20 protein-coding genes are annotated in these 22611 nt (G+C 38.2%); 15 read left to right on the top strand and 5 right to left on the bottom strand.

Annotation, left to right across the window (positions count from 1 at the left end; genetic code table 11):
* Nucleotides 1-115: 115 nt before the first annotated feature.
* The 11 genes from ribF (at nt 116) to QUD79_RS12305 (ending at nt 12725) form a co-directional block, all read left to right on the top strand.
* Complete coding sequence (gene ribF, locus QUD79_RS12355) at nt 116-1066, top strand: bifunctional riboflavin kinase/FAD synthetase (RefSeq protein ID WP_184421772.1); 951 nt, start codon at nt 116-118, stop codon at nt 1064-1066.
* Between the two features lie 30 nt (nt 1067-1096).
* A complete protein-coding gene (gene ileS / locus QUD79_RS12350; protein WP_184421775.1) occupies nt 1097-3934 on the top strand; it encodes an isoleucine--tRNA ligase in 2838 nt (945 codons plus the stop codon).
* A 101-nt stretch (nt 3935-4035) separates the two neighbouring features.
* Entirely contained in the window at nt 4036-4551 is a 516-nt protein-coding gene (lspA, locus tag QUD79_RS12345) for a signal peptidase II (RefSeq protein WP_184421778.1), read from the top strand.
* Nucleotides 4552-4554: 3 nt separating this feature from the next.
* Nucleotides 4555-4989 carry an FKBP-type peptidyl-prolyl cis-trans isomerase gene (gene fkpB / locus QUD79_RS12340; protein WP_184421781.1) on the top strand — a complete coding sequence of 145 codons (435 nt, stop codon included), beginning with the start codon at nt 4555-4557 and terminating at the stop codon, nt 4987-4989.
* Nucleotides 4990-5000: 11 nt separating this feature from the next.
* Nucleotides 5001-5930 (top strand): 4-hydroxy-3-methylbut-2-enyl diphosphate reductase, encoded by a 930-nt coding sequence (ispH, locus tag QUD79_RS12335; RefSeq protein ID WP_184421784.1) that lies wholly within the window; start codon nt 5001-5003, stop codon nt 5928-5930.
* 323 nt (nt 5931-6253) lie between these two features.
* On the top strand, nt 6254-6799 hold the full coding sequence (pilV, locus tag QUD79_RS12330; protein ID WP_184421786.1) for a type IV pilus modification protein PilV: 546 nt from the start codon (nt 6254-6256) through the stop codon (nt 6797-6799).
* 1 nt (nt 6800) lies between these two features.
* Nucleotides 6801-7748 carry a PilW family protein gene (locus QUD79_RS12325; RefSeq protein ID WP_184421789.1) on the top strand — a complete coding sequence of 316 codons (948 nt, stop codon included), beginning with the start codon at nt 6801-6803 and terminating at the stop codon, nt 7746-7748.
* Nucleotides 7749-7815: 67 nt separating this feature from the next.
* Nucleotides 7816-8349 carry a pilus assembly PilX family protein gene (locus QUD79_RS12320; RefSeq protein WP_184421792.1) on the top strand — a complete coding sequence of 178 codons (534 nt, stop codon included), beginning with the start codon at nt 7816-7818 and terminating at the stop codon, nt 8347-8349.
* A 38-nt stretch (nt 8350-8387) separates the two neighbouring features.
* Nucleotides 8388-11993, top strand: a complete 3606-nt coding sequence (locus tag QUD79_RS12315; protein WP_184421795.1) for a pilus assembly protein — start codon at nt 8388-8390, stop codon at nt 11991-11993.
* Nucleotides 11993-12397, top strand: coding sequence for a type IV pilin protein (locus tag QUD79_RS12310; RefSeq protein WP_184421798.1), 405 nt, complete (start codon nt 11993-11995; stop codon nt 12395-12397). Before QUD79_RS12315 ends, QUD79_RS12310 begins: the two co-directional genes overlap by 1 nt.
* A gap of 1 nt (nt 12398) precedes the next feature.
* Nucleotides 12399-12725 (top strand): TapY2 family type IVa secretion system protein, encoded by a 327-nt coding sequence (locus QUD79_RS12305; protein ID WP_184421801.1) that lies wholly within the window; start codon nt 12399-12401, stop codon nt 12723-12725.
* A gap of 80 nt (nt 12726-12805) precedes the next feature.
* On the opposite strand, the gene QUD79_RS12300 is transcribed toward QUD79_RS12305, so the two are convergent.
* The 4 genes from QUD79_RS12300 to nadE all read right to left on the bottom strand — a co-directional run bounded on the left by QUD79_RS12300 (nt 12806) and on the right by nadE (nt 16603).
* Nucleotides 12806-14014, bottom strand: a complete 1209-nt coding sequence (locus QUD79_RS12300; RefSeq protein WP_184426950.1) for an IS256 family transposase — start codon at nt 14012-14014, stop codon at nt 12806-12808.
* Nucleotides 14015-14166: 152 nt separating this feature from the next.
* Complete coding sequence (locus tag QUD79_RS12295; RefSeq protein ID WP_184426882.1) at nt 14167-14772, bottom strand: GspH/FimT family pseudopilin; 606 nt, start codon at nt 14770-14772, stop codon at nt 14167-14169.
* Nucleotides 14773-15104: 332 nt separating this feature from the next.
* Nucleotides 15105-15662 carry a GspH/FimT family pseudopilin gene (locus tag QUD79_RS12290; protein ID WP_184426884.1) on the bottom strand — a complete coding sequence of 186 codons (558 nt, stop codon included), beginning with the start codon at nt 15660-15662 and terminating at the stop codon, nt 15105-15107.
* Between the two features lie 110 nt (nt 15663-15772).
* Nucleotides 15773-16603, bottom strand: a complete 831-nt coding sequence (gene nadE, locus QUD79_RS12285; protein ID WP_184426866.1) for an NAD(+) synthase — start codon at nt 16601-16603, stop codon at nt 15773-15775.
* A 230-nt stretch (nt 16604-16833) separates the two neighbouring features.
* Between nadE and glnB the strand changes: the two genes are divergently transcribed.
* Nucleotides 16834-17172: a nitrogen regulatory protein P-II gene (gene glnB, locus QUD79_RS12280; RefSeq protein WP_184426868.1), complete on the top strand. Its 339-nt coding sequence runs from the start codon at nt 16834-16836 to the stop codon at nt 17170-17172.
* A gap of 76 nt (nt 17173-17248) precedes the next feature.
* On the opposite strand, the gene QUD79_RS12275 is transcribed toward glnB, so the two are convergent.
* Entirely contained in the window at nt 17249-18013 is a 765-nt protein-coding gene (locus tag QUD79_RS12275) for an outer membrane protein assembly factor BamD (RefSeq protein ID WP_184426870.1), read from the bottom strand.
* A gap of 151 nt (nt 18014-18164) precedes the next feature.
* Between QUD79_RS12275 and rluD the strand changes: the two genes are divergently transcribed.
* The 3 genes from rluD (at nt 18165) to clpB (ending at nt 22593) form a co-directional block, all read left to right on the top strand.
* Nucleotides 18165-19139 (top strand): 23S rRNA pseudouridine(1911/1915/1917) synthase RluD, encoded by a 975-nt coding sequence (rluD, locus tag QUD79_RS12270; RefSeq protein WP_184426872.1) that lies wholly within the window; start codon nt 18165-18167, stop codon nt 19137-19139.
* Nucleotides 19120-19881: a peptidoglycan editing factor PgeF gene (gene pgeF / locus QUD79_RS12265; RefSeq protein WP_184426874.1), complete on the top strand. Its 762-nt coding sequence runs from the start codon at nt 19120-19122 to the stop codon at nt 19879-19881. The genes rluD and pgeF overlap by 20 nt, the downstream gene beginning before the upstream one ends.
* A 135-nt stretch (nt 19882-20016) precedes the next feature.
* The gene (gene clpB / locus QUD79_RS12260) at nt 20017-22593 is read left to right on the top strand and encodes an ATP-dependent chaperone ClpB (RefSeq protein ID WP_184426876.1); all 2577 of its coding nucleotides are present in this window, start codon (nt 20017-20019) and stop codon (nt 22591-22593) included.
* Nucleotides 22594-22611: the final 18 nt, after the last annotated feature.

Here is a 22611-nt window from a genome sequence, read left to right as displayed (position 1 = left end):
AATTGCGTTCAAGGGCTGAATCTTATTAGCGACTAAGCTATAATTCGTCGATTTTTTATAAATACTACCATGAGACTTTAATGATCGTGGCCGAGCTTGGAAGGTTTTTAGCTAAATGCAGTTAGTTCGTGGCATACACAATATCGAGTTAAAAACGCAGTTTTCTCGTCAGGGGTGTGTGTTAACTATTGGTAATTTTGATGGTGTTCATTTGGGCCATGGTCGGGTTATTAACGCACTAGTGGCAAAGGCAAAAGCTAGAGGTGTACCGTCGGCGGTAATGGTATTTGAACCACAACCTCAAGAGTTGTTTTCACCTAATACTGCACCAGCGAGGTTAACGCGTTTAAGAGATAAGTACGTATTGTTAAAGCGATTAGGTGTCGATTATTTAATTTGTGTTAATTTTAACCGTAAGTTTTCAAATTTATCAGCGACAGAATTTGTTGAACACTTATTGGTTAATAAATTAAATATTAAACATTTAATTATTGGCGACGACTTTCATTTTGGGAAAAATCGTAAAGGCGATTTTTCTATGTTGTTAGCTGCTGGTAAAAGATTTAACTTTACTGTGTCAGATACCGCAAGTTTTAAACTTGAAAACTGTCGCATTAGTAGCACTGAAATAAGAAAGGCATTAGTGGAAGGCAACTTAGCTGATGCTGAAAAAATGCTTGGTCGCCCGTATGCGATAATTGGACGTGTTTTCCATGGTGATAAACGCGGTCGAGAACTAGGCTTTCCGACAGCTAATATTTTACTCAAACGCAGAGTTTCTCCAGTGTCTGGGGTTTATGTTGTTAAAGTTCACACCCAATATGGTGCGTTTGATGGAGTTGCCAATATTGGTCAACGTCCAACGATATTGGGTGTTAGGCAACAACTAGAAGTTCATATATTTGATTTTGAACAGATAATATATGGGCAAATTATTGAAGTTGAATTGTTATATAAACTTCGAGAAGAGATAAGATTTGCATCACTAACTGAGCTAACAGCGCAAATAGCTATTGACTGTAATAACGCCCGTAAAGTAATTTCGGACATTAACTTGAAAAATTAACCACATTAATAATAACGGATATGAATTTAAATGAGTGATTATAAACATACCCTGAATTTGCCAGATACTGCATTCCCTATGAAAGGTAATATGGCAAATCGTGAACCGCATATGCTTAAAGATTGGGCTAGTAAAGATCTTTACAGTAAAATTCGCGCTGCTAAAAAGGGTAAAAAGTCGTTTATTTTGCATGACGGCCCTCCGTATGCAAATGGTAATATTCACTTAGGTCACGCGGTTAATAAAATTTTAAAAGATATTATTGTTAAGTCTAAAACCCTTTCTGACTTTGATTCTCCTTATGTACCTGGTTGGGATTGTCACGGCTTACCAATAGAGCTAATGGTAGAAAAGAAAGTAGGCAAACCAGGACATAAAGTTTCTGCAGCAGAGTTTCGTCAAAAGTGTCGTGACTATGCGATAAAGCAAGTTGATGGTCAACGTGAAGACTTCAAACGTTTAGGTGTATTTGCTGACTGGGATAAGCCTTACTTAACGATGGATTTTGGTACAGAAGCTAATATTATTCGTGCGTTAGGGAAAATTGCAAAAAATGGCCATATACAGCAAGGTTTTAAACCTGTTCATTGGTGTACAGATTGTGGTTCTGCATTAGCGGAAGCTGAAGTTGAATATAAAGACAAACAATCTCCTGCAATTGATGTTGCGTTCAAAGTGGTTGATTCAACAATTAGCGGTATATTTTCTCACCCTGAAGGACATGAGGGGGAAGGTGAAATATCTACTGTGATTTGGACTACAACACCTTGGACACTGCCTGCAAACCGTGCAATTTGTGTACACCCTGATATTGAATATAGCTTAGTGCAATGTGAAAACGAGCAAGGTAAGTTTCGTTTAATATTAGCCTCAGATCTAGTGCAGTCGTGTATGGATCGATTTGGCATTAATAAATATCATGCGCTTGGCTTCTGCAAGGGCGCAGATCTGGATCGCCAAGAAGTACAACATCCTTTTTACGAATTTACTGTGCCAATTATTTGTGGCGACCATGTTACGACTGATTCGGGTACCGGCTGTGTTCATACAGCAGGTGGCCATGGTGTAGACGATTTTGCAGTAAGTAAGCAATACGGTTTAGAGATTGCCAATCCTGTAGGTGCTAATGGTGTATTTTTAGAAGATACTCCATTATTTGCTGGTCAGCATGTTTTTAAAGCGAATGCGACGATTGTTGATGAATTAAATATACGTGGTGCGTTAATGCATCATCATGCCTATGAGCATTCATACCCACATTGCTGGCGCCATAAAACACCTATTATTTTCCGTGCTACGCCGCAATGGTTTATTAGCATGGATAAAGAAGGTTTACGCCAAGCTTCGTTAGCCGAAATTAAAAAAACAGAGTGGATCCCAGAGTGGGGGCAAAGCCGGATTGAGTCAATGGTTGAAGGTCGCCCTGATTGGTGTATTTCACGCCAACGTACATGGGGTGTACCAATTGCACTCTTTATTCATAAAGATACCGGCGCATTGCATCCGCGTAGCTTCGAATTAATTGAAGAAGTCGCATTGCGCGTTGAAAAATCTGGTATTCAAGCTTGGTTTGATCTTGAAGCTAATGAGCTAATTGGTGATGACGCTAATGAATATATTAAAGTGCCAGATACTTTAGATGTATGGTTTGATTCTGGCGTTACTCATTCAACAGTGATTGATTCACGTGAAGACTTTAGTACACGTGCTGACTTATATTTAGAGGGTTCAGATCAGCACCGTGGCTGGTTTATGTCGTCGATGATCTCTTCAGTAGCTATGAACGGTACTGCACCGTATGGCCAAGTGTTAACACATGGCTTTACTGTTGATGTTAAAGGCCACAAGATGTCTAAATCATTAGGCAATGTTGTAACCCCCTCTGAAATCACTAACAAATTAGGTGCCGATGTTTTGCGTTTGTGGGTTGCTTCGGTTAACTACACTCAAGAAATTACTGTTTCTGATGAAATATTTAGTCGCCAAGCAGACGCTTACCGCCGTATACGAAACACATCACGCTTCCTATTAGCTAATCTAAATGGTTTTGTGCCAGCAAAACATTCTGTAGCAGCAGAAGATATGGTGGCGTTAGACCGTTGGGTTTTAGGAAAAGCGGCACAGTTGCAAGATGAAATAGTAGAAGCGTATGAAAAGTATGAATTTCATAACGTTGTGCACAAGTTAATGAACTTTTGTACTACTGAGTTGGGTGGCTTTTATCTAGATATTATTAAAGACCGTCAATACACTGCCAAAGAAGACAGTGTAGCGCGTCGCTCATGTCAAACTGCTATGTACTTAGTTGCTGAAGCCATGACTCGCTGGATGGCGCCAATTTTATCTTTTACTGCACAAGAAATTTGGCAAGCATTACCTGAACCAGTTAAGGGTTCGCGTGAAGAGTTTGTTTTCACAAATGTATGGTTTGATGGGTTAGTACATTTACCAAAAGAATATGCATTTAGTAACGACTTTTGGTTTAGCATTTTACAAGTACGTGCTGAAGTAAATAAAGCACTTGAGTTAGCACGTAAAGAAAAGGTTGTAGGTAAAGCTCTTGAAGCAAATGTAACCTTGTATGTTAATGAGGCATTAGCAGGTAAATTAAGCCAGTTAGCGCAGGAACTACGCTTTGTATTAATTACTTCGAGTGCTACTGTGAATGTAGTTACATCGGCACCTAACGAAGCAACAGCAACTGAGGTTGAAGGTTTATGGCTGTCGGTTTCTGCGTCAACAGGCACTAAGTGTGAGCGCTGCTGGCATTATACTGACGACGTTGGTAAAGATGATACACATGTAGACTTATGTGGGCGATGTATTACCAATGTAGATGGCAATGGCGAAGTGCGCCAATTTGCGTAATAAGCTTTGTTATTAAATTAACTTGAGTGCTCAGGCTATTAATGTAGCCTCGGGCACTTTTTATTTAAACCGTATTATTGTTGAGAATGGTTAAAACAGAAATGAATGTTAATAAAAGTAACACGAGTTTGCGTTGGTTGTGGATCACCTTTGTCTTTTTAATTTTAGATCAAGTAACCAAACAATGGGTAGCAAATTCATTTGAACTTTATGAGTCTGTAAAGGTATTCCCATTTTTTAATATTACTTATGTACATAATTTAGGAGCTGCTTTTAGCTTCTTAGCCGATCAAGGCGGCTGGCAGCGTTGGTTCTTTACCGCAATTGCATTTGTAGCGAGTATTGTTTTTAGTGTTTGGTTAAAGCGAACGCCATCGAGTCAACCCTTATTAGCAATAGCATTGGCTTGTATGCTAAGTGGCGCTTTAGGTAACTTAATCGATCGAGTATTGTTTGGTTATGTAATTGACTTTCTTGATTTCTATATAGGAAGTAGCCATTGGCCTGCATTTAATGTGGCTGATTCTATGATTTTTATTGGTGCAGCGTTAATGATTATTGATTCTTTCAAACAAGAGAAAATCAAAAAACAAACCTCAGAAGCTAAAGAGCATTAAACTATGAACAAAGTAATTGAAAAAAATTCTCATATTATTGTCCACATTACAATGAAGTTAGCGGATGGCTCTGCTGCTGATAGCACAAAAGTAAATAATAAACCGGCAAAAATAATTATGGGTGATAACAGTATTTCACCTGCATTTGAGCAAGAATTGTTGGGGTTGTCAGCAGGGCAAAGTAAAGAATTTACGCTTGAAGCAGTAGACGCTTTTGGTGAACCTAATCCAGATAACTTCCACTATGTAGACAGCAGTAAATTTTCAGCCGAAGCACCTGCTAAAGTAGGTAATATTATTACTTTTACGCAACCGGGCGGTATTGAACTACCAGGAATGATTAAAGAGGTATCAGGAAACTCTGTCACTGTAGACTTTAATCATCCTTTGGCAGGTCAAGCAGTTACTTTTGTAATTGATGTTGTTGAAATATTATAGGAGATAGTGCTATGGAAATTATTTTAGCAAACCCTAGAGGCTTTTGTGCAGGAGTTGATCGAGCCATTAGTATTGTTGATAGAGCACTTGATCTTTTTGATGCACCTATCTATGTTCGCCACGAAGTTGTTCATAATAAATTTGTTGTAAATGGTCTAAAAAAACGTGGGGCTGTTTTTGTTGATGAACTTCATGAAGTACCTGACGATAGCACAGTCATATTTTCAGCACACGGTGTGTCTAAAGCAGTGAGAAATGAAGCTAAAAACAGAGGGTTGAAAGTCTTTGATGCTACTTGTCCTTTAGTAACCAAGGTTCACATGGAAGTTTCTCGTGCAAGTAGAAAAAACGTTGAGTGCGTATTGATAGGACATGCTGGTCATCCTGAAGTTGAAGGAACAATGGGGCAGTATGAAAGCGAGCAAGGCGGTATTTATTTAGTAGAGTCTGCAGCAGATGTTGAAAACTTAACTGTGAAAAATGCTGAACACTTGTACTTTTGCAGCCAGACTACGTTGTCAGTTGACGATACAAGTGATGTTATTGATGCACTCATTGCTAAGTTCCCAGCTATTCAGGGGCCACGTAAAGATGATATTTGCTATGCAACACAAAATAGACAAGATGCGGTGCGTGCAATAGCAAATGAAGTGGATATGTTATTAGTAGTTGGCGCTAAAAATAGCTCAAATTCAAATCGCTTACGAGAACTCGCTGAAAAAATAGGCACAAGATCTTACCTTATTGATACTGCAGAGAATATTGAAGCTCAATGGCTTGATGGCGTGAAAAAAATAGGGGTAACCGCTGGCGCTTCGGCACCAGATATACTCGTTAGGCAAGTAATTGAAGCACTAAAAATCGCGGGAGGTCAAGAGGTTATCGAATTTCCAGGACGAGAAGAAAATACAGTATTTGCAGTACCGATAGAATTGCGCTAGTCTTAGATTAGGTGAAAAGTTGTGCAAAAATCAATCACAGTAATAAAATCTTGCCAGCATTTTTAAAGTAAGTTACATTCAAACGAATAATAACTGTGCGTCATATAATATTTAGGATGATTATTCGTTATATGGAAATAGGTATGGGTTAATGCGGTTCACTTTAGTGATTTTTAACACATATGTTCGACAATTTTTGACATTTTTAGTTTTCAGAATGTCTTTTTCTTATGCCTGCTTCTTAGCGATCCAATTTCTATTTTTCTATTTTCTTAATTTAAATTTAAGCATGTTTAGACTAGTCAGCTCTAAAGAGGTATTGAATGTATAACCATAAAAAATCACAGCAAAATGGTATGACATTCATTGAAGTATTAATTGCTTTGGTGATAATGGTTACTGGTATATTAGGTGCTGTAGCTATGCAAGCCACGGCTAAAAAAGGAAGCTTTGATGCCATGCAGCGCGCTCTTGCTTCAGGTCTTGCACAAGATATTTTAGAAAGAATGCGTAGCAACGATGCTACTACTTTAGCGAGTTATGCAGGTACTGATTATGGAGCAGCACTTAATGCAGTTCCAGCAAGTCGGTGTAGTAGCCCTGCCACAATTTGCACTGCTGCAGAAATGGTAACCAATGATCAATATGAATGGGAATTAGCCCTGATGGGCGCTGATGTATTGCAGGGAACGAAAAAAGTTGGCGGCTTGACCGGCGCTAGAGGTTGTATAACTGTTGCCAGTATCAATCAAGTAACTGTGACTATCAGTTGGCAAGGTCGTACCAATATTACCGATAGTAGTACCGGAACCTGTGGAACCTCAGGTAAGAAGCGCCGTCAAATTACTATTGAGGCATTTATTTATTAATATGAAAAAACAACTTGGCTACACTATTATCGAAATATTTGTTGCTCTTGCGATTGGCTTAGTCCTTTTTGCGGGGGTTTTAAGTATTTTTGTGGGAATGAAAACAACGTCGGTAGAAACATCTACTTATGGTGAACTGCAAGAAAATGGGAGATTTGCTTTAAGTATCTTAAGTCAAGATTTACAAAAAGCTGATTTTTGGGGAGACTATGCGGGTACTTTAAGTCGTAGTGGATTCCCAACTGTACCGGGTGCACCGGCAAATGAATGTACAGGTGAAGGTCTTAATAATGCAACATTTCCTGCCGCTTTAGGGCACTTTAGAACGGTTTGGGGAAAAACAGCAACTGTGGCGGCTAATATGGGGTGCATTAATGATGCAGTTGTTGGCTCTGACATATTACAAATCAAGCGAGTTATGGGAAATGCTATAAATACCGTGGCTAACCCTACTACTTTAAATAATTATTATATGGTTACAAATACCAATGGTGGTCAAATATTTACAGGGGCTGCTGTACCTGCTGTTGATAATAGCCGAGTATGGGAATATCAACATCATGTTTATTATGTAAAGAGTGATGGAGCTAATAACGTACCAGTATTAATGCAAGGAAGATTAACAAATTCAATGAGCTTTGACCCGCTCATCGATGGTATTGAAATGGTCCGTTTTATGTATGGGGTCGATACAGATGACGATGGTATTGTGAATGCCTATATTCCTGCAATTAATATGACAGAAAATTACTGGGATAGAGGTGATAATAGCCGCATTATTGCGATGAAGATCTATGTTCTTGCTCGTAGTATAAAACCCGATAATAAATATTCTAATAAAAACAGTTATCAATTAGGGGACTTAACTTACAACGTGAATGATAATTTTCGTCGGCTGTTGTTTTCTAGTACGGTTAGCTTATTTAATGCACGGGTAACTAGTTGGTAGTAGATATACATTTATTCTCTTTTAAAAAGAGTTTTAGACTAAACTTGTTAGAGTAATAGGATTCGGTATGAAAAAGTTGTATGCCATAAAATCACATAACCAATTAAGAATTGGTCAATATCAACAAGGGGTTGTGTTAATTGTATCGCTTGTTTTTTTAATCGCACTCACAGCTGTTGCTGTTGCATTAATGCAAAACACTTCAAGCGATGTGCGAATGTCAGGCGCAAGCGAAGAAAAGGTCATTGCTACCCAGCAGGCAATAAGCGCGAATGATGAGGTGATTGCAGATCAACTTTCAGGTGCTGCAGGAACTAATGGTTTTGCTTTTGCTCTGGTGAAGTTTCCAATTACGGGGTTAGAGAATAATTTAACGGCATCACTCAAACCCAATACAGTGGCATTAATTGATATTGCTAATAATGATTTAAAGCTAGAAGGTGATTGTCCGCATTCACGTAGTGCATCTTCTACGAGTGTTTTTAGCTGTAACGTACTCAGAACACAAGTTATTAAAACATACGGACGTGAAAACTCGAGTGGCGTTCAAACTAATAGAGTAATTGTACATTCCGGTATTGCGCAAGAGTTACTTAAATAAGTAGCGCTTTCCCGTTTAAGGATTTTGAGGAACTTGATATGAAAAAGTTAATAATGGTAGGCGCACTGACCTTAGTTTCGCTTTTTACGTATAGTGAAGATATAGAGTTATATATAAGTAATACCGTTAAGCAGTCTGGTAAACGGCCACAAGTACTCATTATTTTTGATAACTCGGGTAGTATGGGCACGGTGGAAACCGTAAAGGAAAGTTATGATCCTAATAAAACTTATCCGGCAATAGGTGGCGATAATTCACTGAAAAATACCAATACTTATTTTACCAAAGGGGGCATTGATGGTGTGGCATTACCCGTACCTAATAAAAATGCCGAACAACGTCGTTTTCTTGCTGCAATAAATAACTGTGCAACAGCACGAGAAACTTTAGCAAAAACGGGGTTTTATACAGGACGTATTCGTGAATATAGAATCAAAGGTAATTCGGGTAGTTGGGAAGAGATACCAGATAATAATGGCTTAAATATTGAGGTGATTGACTGTCAAGATGACGTAAGCCAAGTACCTGAAACTTTTAACCCACCGGTAGACTCTAGTGTTAACTTAGGTATTGATCCGAAAACAAAAGGTGCTATGTCAAATGGTTATCCAGTTGATGGTAAGGGAACAAAACAAAATCCTATTTATTACGGGACCTTAGCAGATTCTAAAGCCAGCGTTAGTTGGACTGGCGAGCTTGTTACGCTTTATACCGATAATTATTTGCGGTGGCATCATAGCACGTCGGTACCTAATGTTAATCGCTCTAGAATGGATATCGCAAAAGAGAGTATAGTTAATGTAATTAATGCGGCACCTGCAGTTGATTTTGGATTGCAAATTTTTAATTACAATAATGGCGACAATTATAATGATGCTAATGGTGGCCGAATCGTAGCAGGTATTAAAGAAATGAATGCCAGCAATAAAAAGGACATTATTGAAATAATTGAAGATGACTTAAAAGCTACAACATGGACACCGCTGTGCGAAACTTTATATGAAGCATCGCGTTACTTTGCTGGAAAGTCAGTGCTTTATGGTGATGATGATAACCAGATAAATTATAGCCTTAAAAATAAGCCGCCCCGAGATACATCAATAGAAGTAAGTAAGGTGTATCAATCGCCTTTTGGTAATTGTCATAGTAAAGCTTACGTTATTTTAATTACTGATGGTGAGCCGACTCATGATAATCGCGCTGATAGTCTTATTAAAAATTTAACCGAAGTAGTTGATAATGGTGATGGCACAACTACAACCAATACTTTTAATGGTTCTAAGTATAATGGCAATTATTTAGCTGCGTTAGCGGGTTGGATGCGTAATCATGATGTTAATGCTTTATTACCGAATAAGCAGACAGTTGATACCTTCCCAATTGGCTTTAGTTCAGGTGCCAATGCTGCTGAACCTTTGTTAAAAGAAACGGCTAAACTTGGTAACCCTAAAGGGCTTTATTTTAAAGCAAACGATAGTAGCCAATTAACAGCTGCTCTTTTGAGCGTATTAGAAAATTTAGAGCCAAGTAATGAAAGTTTAACTTCAGCATCGGTGGCAGCAAATAATTTTGACCGCACTGAAACGCTTAACTCTGTTTATTATGCGATGTTTAACCCTCAGCATGGTCCTCGTTGGCAAGGTAACTTAAAAAAATATAAAGTGTTTAACAGTGTTCAAAAAGGCGCTAATGGGGTAGATGCTATTGACACTAACTCAGGTCACTTTTCTGACAATGTTCGTAGTTTTTGGACACCTAGCAATGCTTCACCTGATGGAGCAACAGTTGAAGAAGGTGGTGTTGCCGAAATGCTGCGCAATAAAACTAATCGAACAATATACAGTAATATAGGCTCGGGGGGCTCATTAGCTCTTTTAACCTCTACAAATAGTAAAAACGCTTTTGGATCAAATGCTGCTTTAGCAACTGAATTAGATGTGACCAACAGCCAGTCTGAAATTGATGACATGATCGATTGGGCAAAAGGTATTGATGTAGATGATGAGGATGAAGATTCTAGCACTACAGATATACGTTATGATGTGTTTGGTGACCCTTTGCACTCTAAGCCTTTAGTTGTTAATTATGGAAATGGTAAAATTCGTATTGTTATTGGAACTAATGCTGGTATGTTGCATATGTTCGAAGATATAAATGATAATATTGATGAACTTTGGTCTTTTATGCCTAAAGAGTTTTTCAAAAATATTAAGCCACTCAGAGAGAATTTCTCAACAGCTGATAAAGTTTATGGAATTGATGGTCAAATTACTTCATACGTTCAAGATCATAATGGCGATGGTATTATAAGTGGTACCGATAAAGTTTGGATTTTCTTTGGTTTACGTCGAGGTGGTGATTCTTATTACGCGCTTGATATTAGTACCACTACCCCAAAATTATTGTGGCATATTGATAGCTCGACTAGTGGCTTTAGCGAGCTAGGTCAGTCTTGGTCACAGCCAAAAGTAACATTTTCAAAAATAAATGCGACGGCAACCGTAGCAAAGCCTGTTGTTATTTTTGGTGGTGGTTACGATATTAATAAAGATCAAGCCGGTGCCGGTACCGATGATAGTATTGGTCGTGCAATATATATGGTTGATGCAGAAACAGGGGCGCTTAAATGGAGTTTGGCACCTTCTGGTGGTACAACCCAATTTAATGGAATAACTGATAGCATAGCCTCAAGTGTTGCTCCTCTCGATAGTAATGGCGATGGTTTGGCAGATAGACTTTATGTAGGAGATACCGGTGGTAATTTATGGCGAGTGGATATGCCTGATGCCAATCCTAATGATTCTAGCAACCCTTGGACTGTATTTAAATTAGCCTCGGTTGGCGGTACAAGCAATAGTGAAGATCGACGCTTTTTTTATGAACCATCGATTGTTAGAGCATTCATTACTGAAACAATTCAAACAACAATATCAGATGGTAGTGGAGGCATGAAAACAGTTGTTAGACAACAAGAAACCCCATACGACGCTATATTGATTGGAACTGGTGATAGAACTAATCCGTTAGGTAACGATAGTCAAGATACCTTTTTTATGATTAAAGATGAGAATATTAATACGCGTTCTTTTTCAGGTAGTACAACACCGCCGACACCTACAACGATTTCACATTCAGGTACAAGCAGTGATTTATACGATTTAACGACTAGTATTTTTGATAACGCATCATTATCAGTTGCTGATCGGGAAAAAGAGGCGATTAAATTAAGTAAGAAGAAAGGGTGGTTTATTAATTTTGCTAAATCCGACGGAGAGAAAAACTCTTCGGCTGCAATCGCAATTAATAATGTTGCCTACTTTACCTCTTATACACCACCAAGTAATGTTGTACAAATGTGTCAGGTTCCTGGGGGAGTGGGTCGTTTGTACGCGGTTGATTTAGCGCAAGGACGACAAATATACAAATGGGAAAATGATGGTGTAACTGATGAGAAAGATAGAAAGATTATAATCGATCAATCCTTCTTGGATAGCCCTACACTAATTGTGGTTCCTAAAGATGATGGTGATCCTAATACGGTTGATCGAGCTGAAGGGAATATTATTACAGGACGTAAAATTATTCCGGTAGGATTTACCTTAAGTACAAGTAGAACACACTTGTATATTCAAGAGGACCAGTAATGTACAACGTAAATAAATTTAAAGGCTTTACTCTGGTTGAGTTGTTAATTACGGTAGCAATTCTTGGCATTTTAGCATCAATTGCCTATCCGTCTTATACCAGTTTTGTTATGCGATCTGATCGCGCAGAACCACAGCGTGAATTGCTTCGTTTAGCCAACCTGCAAGAGCAACTATATTCCGATAGTCGCGCTTATACTGAAGATATGAAGGAACTTGGTTTAAGCCAAGATCCATACATAACTGAGTCAGGTAATTACAGTATTGATGCGACTGTTAATGGGGCAACCTTCATATTAACGGCAACAGCTAAAGCATCGCAAACAGGAGATACAGGCTGTACAACGTTAACAATTAATGAAACAGGATTAAAAACACCTGCAGGCAGTTGTTGGGAGCAATAATATGAATATTAAGTATACAATGTTAGCTATACTCACAATGGCATCAGCGACGTTAGTGAGTCCTATGTTAGTGGCGCAGCAATCAGATAAGCCAAATATTAGTGTAAAATGTTTTGTTGAACTTTTTGGTGGTGACCACAGTATTTACTTTGCAAGATTGAGCGAACTTGAATATGAAAGACTGCCTAGGATGTTAGTTAATCAGAAAGTTTACACTGCCGATAAAAGCTCTAAAATTAAGGTGTATGCTGTTAGAGAGTGTGCTTTAGAGAAAGATAAATTTAAGAGTACAATTGCAAATAAATTGGAAGCTACTATTCCTAAGTAAACCAAAGTAAATGTAAACTAATGAGCTTCATGATGATGTATAGAAAGGACCCTGTAACGCATTTTGTGTAACTGCCAGGTTTAAATAACATCTTTCAAACGGTCTTCGAATTCAATCATAAATCGATTCAAGGCCGTTTTCCAATTTCTTATTGGCATTGTCCACTTTTTGGATGCCTGCTCTATTGCCAAGTAGATGACCTTTTTCGCTGAATCATCATGTGGAAAAAGCTTACGCTTTTTAATTGCCTTACGTATTACACTATTGAGCGACTCAATCGCATTCGTCGTGTAGATAGCTTTACGTATATCTTCCGGGTAATTAAACAACGTACTCACGTTCTGCCAGTTATTACGCCACGAGCGCGATATGTTGGGGTATTTGCCATCCCAGCGCTGTTCGAATTGTTCAAGTGCTAGCAACGCTTCATCTTCGGTGATTGATTGGTATATTCGCTTCAAATCACTCGTGATAGCTTTATAGTCTTTCCATGGAACAAACTTCAACGAATTACGCACCATATGCACAATACACAGCTGTATTTGCGTATCAGGATAAACTGTATTGATTGCATCAGGGAAGCCCTTAAGGCCATCGACACAAGCAATAAGGATATCTTTCACGCCTCGATTTTGAAGTTCAGTTAACACGTTCAACCAAAACTTAGCCCCTTCATTTTCCGATATCCACATGCCGAGCAACTCTTTATGGCCTTCAATATTAACGCCAAGCGCAAGGTAAACAGCTTTATTGATAACCTGTTTATCCTGCCTAATTTTGACCACTAAGCAGTCTAAGTAAACAATGGGGTAAACCGCATCAAGCGGCCTCGCTTGCCATTCCACGACTTGCTCAATAACGGCGTTAGTCACACGTGAAATAAGTGCTGGAGAAACATCCGCATCATACATTTCTTTGAAGGTAGCAACGATATCTCGGGTTGTCATGCCCTTGGAGTACAGATATAAAATCTTGTCGTCCATTGAGGTAAAACGCGTTTGATTTTTCTTAACGAGCTGAGGCTCAAAGCTGGAGTTCCTATCGCGAGGGGCATCTAGGTCGACTTCACCATCTTCAGTGCGAATTGTTTTCGATGAATAACCATTACGGTAATTATCTTGAGTGGATTTTTCATGACGAGAGTAGCCAAGGTGTTCGTCAAGCTCGGCATTAAGTGCCGCTTCAACGGTGACCTTGGTTAACATTTTGCGAAAATCAGTTAAGTCAGCTTCGGACTTGATTGATTTGGCTGCCTCTTTAGCAAACGCTTCTAGTTCTTTCTTATTCATAATTGCCTATCCTAAACCCTATATGGGTATTAATGATAGGCAGTTACACAGATTTTGTTACAGGGTCATAGAAAGCTTTATACTAATCATGAAGCTGAGATTTATAGTCAATATATCCGTTTATAATCTTAAGTTTTTTATTATTTTATCGATTACGAACAAGTAATTTCATTACCACTTCTATCTTCATCTTTGTTGTCGTTATCTATATCGTCACTTGCGTAGGTGCGCCCAGATAATGATATTTCAACAGCTCGTGACAAATCAGGATGGCCTTTTGGGCAATACTTGATCATTACTGGCCCTGGGCTTGCTAGTTTACCTGTGGGTGAAAATACAATCGCTTGCTTTGTTGATTGAACTTTATCTCCACCTTTTGCAGCATTTTTTACTTTTATTTTAAACTCACTTGCCGGTACTAAAGTTGATTGAAATACTTTAGCGTTTGCAAGCGTGTTTGCTTCATTTGTGAAAACTGTCAGGGTATTATGCCAATTAGTTGTTTGACAGTTTATACCAGACAGCGGGCAAACTGTGACATATTGACCGGTGTTTATCGCGGTATTTCGGGCGGTTAGCATGATTCGATGTAATTCTGATATCTCACCGTCAACTCTTGATTTTATCGTGAATTGACTTAAGCCAGGTACTCCTACAGCAAGCAGAATACCAATAATTGCGATACCCACAATAAGCTCTACTAACGTGAAGCCGCGATGAGTTCGATGTAAAACTATATGTGATTGACGATTTAACATAAGAAATACTAAAGCCTATGACGTTCGTTCGTTCAATCTTTATATCATCTATTTAACTATTCAGCCAGAATAATTTATATCCGCTATTTTGATGCTAACCTAAATTTGGGGAAATGAAATATCAATAGAGTCGGATAAATTTAGACGAAAACTTTATACTTCAGGTAGTAAGGCTTAATGAATTTAATGTCATATTCTCATTATAAGTTCTATACTGATCAAGACTACTTTTTTGTAGCTAATAGCAATATGTAGTTGCATGTTAAATGTGAGACCTGCTCAAGTAATACTATTTAAGCACAAAGCACGAATCTACTTCAAACAGCTAAGCTTTATTTACATATAATCTTTTTTCCTGAGCGCGTTTCTTCTTTATTCTTTTTAGGATTAAATTGTGACTTATAGGCTCGACCTGAAACAGCGACTGTAATAGCTCGAGATTTAGCTAGGTGTCCTTTTGGACAGTACATAAAGGTTGCATTTTGCCCCCATCCCATTAAGTAACCGTTTGGTGCATAAGTTAACCCTTTTCTAGTGTTCCCATATTGAAGCTTGTCACCAACAACTATTGCGTCTTTATATTGAATCAGTTGCTCTTTTAAGTGAGGTTCGTAAATTTTATTATTGTTGGCATCGGTAAACACAGACAGTTCTTGATGCCATTGATTGACACAAATATTACTTTGAAGTGGGCAAAAGGTTACCGCTTGATTAGTATTTAATGCGATATTTCTTGTAACGAGCAACAAACGGTTGATACGGTCTATTTCGTTATCGACTCTCATTTTTATTATAAAGTCAGATAACGAAGGTATACCAACTGCAGTAAGTGTCATCAACAGGGCAACTACAACTAATGTTTCAATTAAAGTAAATCCCTTACTATTCATAAAATATCCTCTATCCTTGAGGTTAAGTGATATTTTAAGTTATAGAACAGAGTTTGTTTTTATGCAAATTTCAATAGGCATACTTAATTTAAAGTTAGTGGGTAGACATCTCAGCTGTATATTGTTGGTATAGGAGAGCGCTTATGCTGCGTTTTTAAGTACAGATTCACGATATGTTGTTCAATCTTTTTGCTCACAGCTTTGCCTTCAAGGAAGTCATCAAGCTGATCGTAGGAAATACCTAACGCGTCTTCATCTTTTTTGCTTGGCGATAGTTCTTCTAAGTCGGCAGTGGGTGTTTTGTTAGTTAATAAAGGGGATGCACCTAACGTTTCTGCTAATTGTCGAACTTGTCTTTTTGATAAGCCAAATAAAGGTGCAAGGTCGCATGCACCGTCTCCCCATTTTGTGAAAAAGCCCGTAATATTTTCAGCTGAATGATCTGTCCCTAATACTAAACCAGAAACAATACCTGCAATGTGATATTGCATGGTCATACGAGCTCTTGCTTTAACATTACCTTTGGAAAAGTCTATTTGAGTATCACTTACATTAAGTATTTTGGCCCTTTTTAATGCATCGATAGCTTCGTTATGAATTCCATTAGTACCCAAAGCAATATTGGCTGAAATACTGTGAGTTGGTTGAATAAATGCTAGCGCTAATTGTGCGTCATCTTCATCTGCTTGAATATCAAAAGGTAGTCTTACTGCAATAAATTGAAAGCTATCTTGATGTTCTATATTTAATTCATTTACAGCTAATTGTGCTAATCGCCCACAAACGGAGGAGTCTACACCCCCACTAATACCTAAAACTAGGTTTTTTAAACCTGAGTTGAGCAGGGTGCTTTTGATGAAATTTACACGGCGCGTTATTTCAAACTCAGCATCTATGCTCGGTATGACTTTCATCTCTCTGATAATTTTTTGTGGGTCCATGGTTTCCTCGATCTTTATTTTAAATTAGAACCTAGAATCTAGAGTCTGGAACTTAAGTGTATCAAACAATATTTAGCTTGTGACTGACTTTAGTAAAAATTCAACTTTTAGTTTTTTGACACTATTGTGTACAATAGTGATTTACGTATAGGTAATAAGGTTTTTCCGGTATAGAAAATTACTTAAGCGTTAAGTGGACGTCGTTATTTTTGACATTACAAAGGCTGAATATGAAAAAAATTGAAGCAATTATAAAACCGTTTAAGTTAGATGACGTAAGAGAAACTCTTGGTGAAATAGGTGTTACAGGTATGACCGTTTCAGAAGTTAAAGGTTTTGGTCGTCAGAAAGGCCACACTGAATTATACCGCGGTGCGGAATATATGGTGGACTTCTTACCTAAAGCAAAAATTGAAATTGTAGTTGCTGATGAAGATGTTGATCGTTGTGTTAATGCAATTATGGATACAGCTAAGACAGGAAAAATTGGTGACGGCAAGATATTTGTAACTAATGTTGAACGCATTATTAGAATTAGAACCGGTGAAGAAGATAACGAAGCTATTTAATTTAATATGACTTAATTTTTCCATTATTTGTATATAAAAAAAGACGCTAAGCGTCTTTTTTTATATAGTTTAGATATTAGTTAGCAACAGTTTTATTTTTGGGATAATTAGCCGCTAAAACTTGCATGGCATTATTTCTTAGGTCGATTAATCCCATTTTGTCGTAGCATTTTATCATTATTTCAAGTGCTTGCTCTACTTGGCTTGTTTGTGAATATGCTTCAACAATATATCGCCCTCTATTTGCTGCCGATGCATAAGACTCTCTTTCCATATAAAAACGAGCAATTGCTAATTCATAGTTGGCTAAGCGAGACTTTATTTCTATCATCCGCTTTCTTGAGTCTGCAGCATATTTACTTTCTGGATATTTAGTGACGATTGTTTTTAAATCACTAAACGCGGCACGAGAAGCTGTTGGATCACGATCTGAGCGGTCAATACCTGCAATATCTTGAAAGAGATTACTTTCTGTAGATAAGTTAATTAATGCACGCATGTAATAAACATAATCAACGTTGATATGGGCGGGGTTTAAACGCAAAAAACGGTCTGTTAAAGCAATACCTTGAGCTGAATTTCCACTTTTGTAATATGCATAAATCAAGTCTAGTTGTACTTGGTGGCTAATTGGGCCGTAAGGAAAACGAGAGTCAATTGCAGATAAAACTTGTATAGCTCTTTGATACAAACCATTATCTAAAGCCTCGCGAGCGTCGCTAAATAGCGCTTGAGCAGACTTGTCTGGCACTTTGTCCACTTCATTTTCACTAGAAGATGAACAGCCTACTATTGCTAGCGTAAGCACTAAAAATAGGGTTCTAAATGTCACTTTTTCCATAGACTTAATATCACTACTTTGTTTTTAATTAAAATAAAAATACTGTTGATCATATTTACTTAATGTAATTGAATGAGCAAAAGGGTAAAATAAGATTTGCATTCTAACCTAGCAATCAAACCTTGCACAGTGCTAATTCACAGAGATTTTAATGGCTGAGAAAATTCAACACCAAGATATAGTTCCAGATTCATGCTTAGGTAAGCGTTTCGACCAGACTTTGGCTGAAATGTTCCCTGATTATTCACGCTCTCGTTTAAAAGAATGGATTTTAGCTGGCCAAGTGTCAGTAAATGGTAATGCGTTAACCAAACCCCGCGAAAAAATGTATGGTGGCGAGCAAATTGAAATAGTCAGCGAAATCGAAGCTGATATTCGTTTTGAACCTCAGGATATTCCATTAAACATCGTGTATGAGGACGATGATATTTTAGTCATTAATAAGCCTGCTGGCTTAGTTGTTCATCCTGGTGCTGGTAATCCTGATGGCACCGTATTAAATGGTCTACTTCATTACTGCCCACAGTTAGATATTGTGCCTAGAGCTGGTATAGTTCATCGGCTTGATAAGGATACTACTGGCTTAATGGTGGTGGCTAAAACAATTGCGGCGCAAACGAATCTTGTTGAAGCTTTACAAGCACGAGAAATAACTCGTGAATATGAAGCTATTGCCTGTGGTGTAATGACAGCAGGAGGTGTGGTTGATGAGCCTATAGGTCGGCATTCAACCAAACGAACACATATGGCGGTATCAACAATCGGACGTCCATCGGTTACACACTACCGTGTAATGGAAAAGTTTCGCTTGCACACGCGTTTAAGATTACGCTTAGAAACAGGTCGTACTCATCAAATACGTGTTCACATGTCGTATATTACGCATCCACTTGTTGGTGATCCTGTTTATGGTGGTCGTCCAAGACCCCCTAGAAATGCGACTACAGAACTTCGTGAAGTATTAAAAGACTTTAAACGACAAGCTTTACATGCAGCTATGTTGTCACTATTTCATCCAATAACAGGAGAGGAAATGACGTGGCATGCAGAAATACCAAAAGATATGGTTAACCTAACTAATATTCTAAGAGAAGACACCAAGCTTAATGGCGAAGAAAGCTACTAAGGCATCAATTGAACATATTAACTTGCCTGTTCGTTCAGTTCAGGCAATTCAAACAACTAAATACCCACTGAATAACGGGGGAATTAGCCGTTCTTGTTATGGTGGTTTTAATCTAGGGTTACACGTTAACGATAATAAAAGTGAAGTCGAAACCAATCGACTATCTTTACTAAAGGCTTTACCTGAAAACAGTCAAATTCAATGGCTTGAGCAAACTCATAGTAATAGTGTTATTGTTGCTGAAAACCTAATATCTCCTTCGCCCTCAGCAGATGCAATAATTACTCGAACACCTCACTTAGCTTTAGCGATCATGACCGCAGATTGCTTACCTATTCTACTTTCAAATACAAAAGGTAATGAAATAGCTGCTATTCATTGTGGTTGGCGTTCAACTGTTAATAATATTATTTCTAACACACTTGATAAAATGGTGAGTAAACCTTATGAAGTTGTTGCTTGGTTAGGACCTTGCATCAGCCAGCATCATTTTGAAGTAGGAGAGGAGGTGATAAAGGCCTTTTTATCACAAGATGCTAGATTAGCTTCATTTTTTATCCAAAATAATGCGTTTAAGTATCAGGCTGATTTACCTGGCATCGCAACGTTTCTTCTAAAAGCTGCAGGGGTTACTTCTATAATTCAAACATCGCAGTGCACTTATTCTAATAATGAAAAGTATTACTCATATCGGCGTAATAAAGTAACTGGCAGAATGGCATCATTAATTTGTATTAAATAAGTCGTATAACTTATTCTAGATCAAACGATCTAAACAAAGTGTATTGAAAGAATTACATTACCCCCCATCTAATAACTATAAGGTGAGTAATTCCATTAATTTTTAAGTGGAACAATATTACTGTAGGAGTTATATATGCGTTTAGATAGATTCACCCAATCATTCCAAGTGGCAATTTCAGATGCACAGTCTATTGCTTTAGGCAAAGATCATCAATTTATTGAGCCTGCACACTTAATGCTTGCGTTACTTAATCAAAGTAACGGGAGTATTATTCCACTATTAAAGAGTGCGGGAATTGATGTATTTACCCTGCGCTCGCAAATTGAAAACATACTTGCAAATTTAGCACAAGTTAGTGGTACTGGTGGTGAGGTACAGCTTTCTGCTGCATCAGGCAGTTTACTTAACCTATGTGATAAATATGCACAAAAGTTCGGTGATAAATATATATCATCAGAAGTCTTTATTTTAGCTGCCCTAGAAGATAAAGGGCAATTAGGTCAAACATTAAAATCATTAGGAGCAAGTGAGCAGCGTATACAAGATGCTATTTTGCATATACGTGGCGGCGAAAATGTGAATGATCCTAATGCTGAGGAATCACGGCAAGCCCTAGACAAGTATACAATCGATTTAACTGATCTTGCTGAACAAGGTAAATTAGATCCTGTTATTGGCCGAGATGATGAAATTAGGCGAACAATTCAGGTTTTACAGCGTCGGACTAAAAATAACCCTGTACTAATTGGTCAACCTGGTGTTGGGAAAACGGCTATTGCCGAAGGGCTTGCTCAACGTATTGTTGATCATGAAGTTCCTGAAGGTCTCAAGAATAAACGTGTTTTATCTCTTGATATGGGCTCACTTGTTGCCGGTGCAAAATATCGAGGTGAGTTTGAAGAAAGACTGAAAGCGGTGCTAAATGAACTGTCAAAACTTGAAGGGCAGGTTATATTATTCATCGATGAGTTGCATACCATGGTTGGTGCTGGAAAAGGTGAGGGAGCCATGGATGCTGGCAACATGCTTAAGCCCGCTCTTGCTCGAGGCGATTTACACTGTGTAGGAGCAACAACACTTGATGAGTATCGTCAGTACATCGAAAAGGATGCTGCACTTGAGCGACGCTTTCAAAAGGTACTTATTGAAGAGCCTTCCGTAGAAGATACTATTGCTATTCTTCGAGGACTTAAAGAGCGCTATGAGCTGCATCATAATGTTGACATCACTGACCCAGCAATAGTCGCTGCGGCTACACTATCTCATCGATATGTAAGTGATAGACAATTACCTGATAAAGCGATTGATTTAATTGACGAAGCAGCATCAAGTATTCGACTGCAAATGGATTCTAAGCCTGAAGAGCTAGATAAACTTGAACGCAGAATTATACAGTTAAAACTAGAGCAGAAAGCTTTAGCAGGTGAACCTGACGACTCATCTATTAAGCGTTTATCATTAATCAATGACCAACTAACAGAGCTAGAAGGTAGCTACAACGACTTAGATGAGGTTTGGACTTCAGAAAAAGCGGCTATTCATGGCAGTCAGGCGATAAAAACAGATCTTGATCACGCTAGAATAGAATTAGACTCAGCTCGTAGGGCTGGCGATCTCAATAAAATGGCTGAATTACAATATAGCCGTATTCCAGCACTGGAAAAACAGCTTGATCTTGCAAGCCAGGCAGAAATGCAAGAAATGACATTACTGCGCAACAAAGTGACTGAAGTTGAAATAGCCGATGTGCTAAGCAGGGCTACAGGCATACCCATAGCTAAAATGTTAGAAGAGGAATGCGATAAGTTGTTAGCTATGGAAGATAACTTACATAAGAGAGTTATTGGGCAGTCCGAAGCCGTAGTGTCAGTTTCAAATGCTATACGACGATCTAGAGCTGGCTTAGCTGATCCTGATCAGCCTATTGGATCATTCCTGTTTCTAGGGCCTACAGGGGTTGGTAAAACAGAGTTATCCAAAGCATTAGCGCACTTTTTATTTGATAGCGAAGATGCATTAATTCGTGTAGATATGTCCGAGTTTATGGAGAAACACTCTGTAGCTCGACTGGTAGGGGCCCCTCCTGGATATATAGGTTATGAAGAAGGTGGTTACTTAACTGAGGCTGTTCGAAGAAAGCCTTATTCTGTAATTTTACTTGATGAAATTGAAAAAGCGCATCCTGATGTATTTAATATTTTACTGCAGGTTTTAGACGACGGGCGTTTAACTGATGGTCAAGGGCGCACTGTTGACTTTAGAAATACGGTAGTGATTATGACCTCTAATATAGGTTCTGATATTATTCAATCGTTTGGTGACGATACTCGGTATCAAGAAATGAAACTACAAGTAATGGCAGAAGTTAGTCAGCACTTTAGACCTGAGTTTGTTAACCGAATTGATGAGTCAGTTGTCTTCCATCCTTTATTACAGGAACAAATAGGAAGAATTGCATCTATACAATTAAGCGGTCTTGCTCAACGGTTAAATGACAGGGATATAAACCTCGAAGTTTCAACTGATGCACTTGAATTAATATCAGCCGCTGGTTTTGATCCTTTATTTGGGGCCAGACCTTTAAAAAGAGCGATACAGCAAATGATTGAAAACCCATTAGCTCAATGTATATTATCTGGTGAATTTAAAGCCGGTGATACCATTGAAGTGCTTGAGACTGATCAGTCACTGACATTTAATAAAAAGTAAATTAAAGTATTATATTGT

The organism is Thalassotalea piscium (assembly GCF_030295935.1).
GTDB lineage: Bacteria > Pseudomonadota > Gammaproteobacteria > Enterobacterales > Alteromonadaceae > Thalassotalea_B > Thalassotalea_B piscium.
Note: the sequence above shows the minus strand (reverse complement) of the source record. Positions and strands in the feature narration are given on the sequence as shown.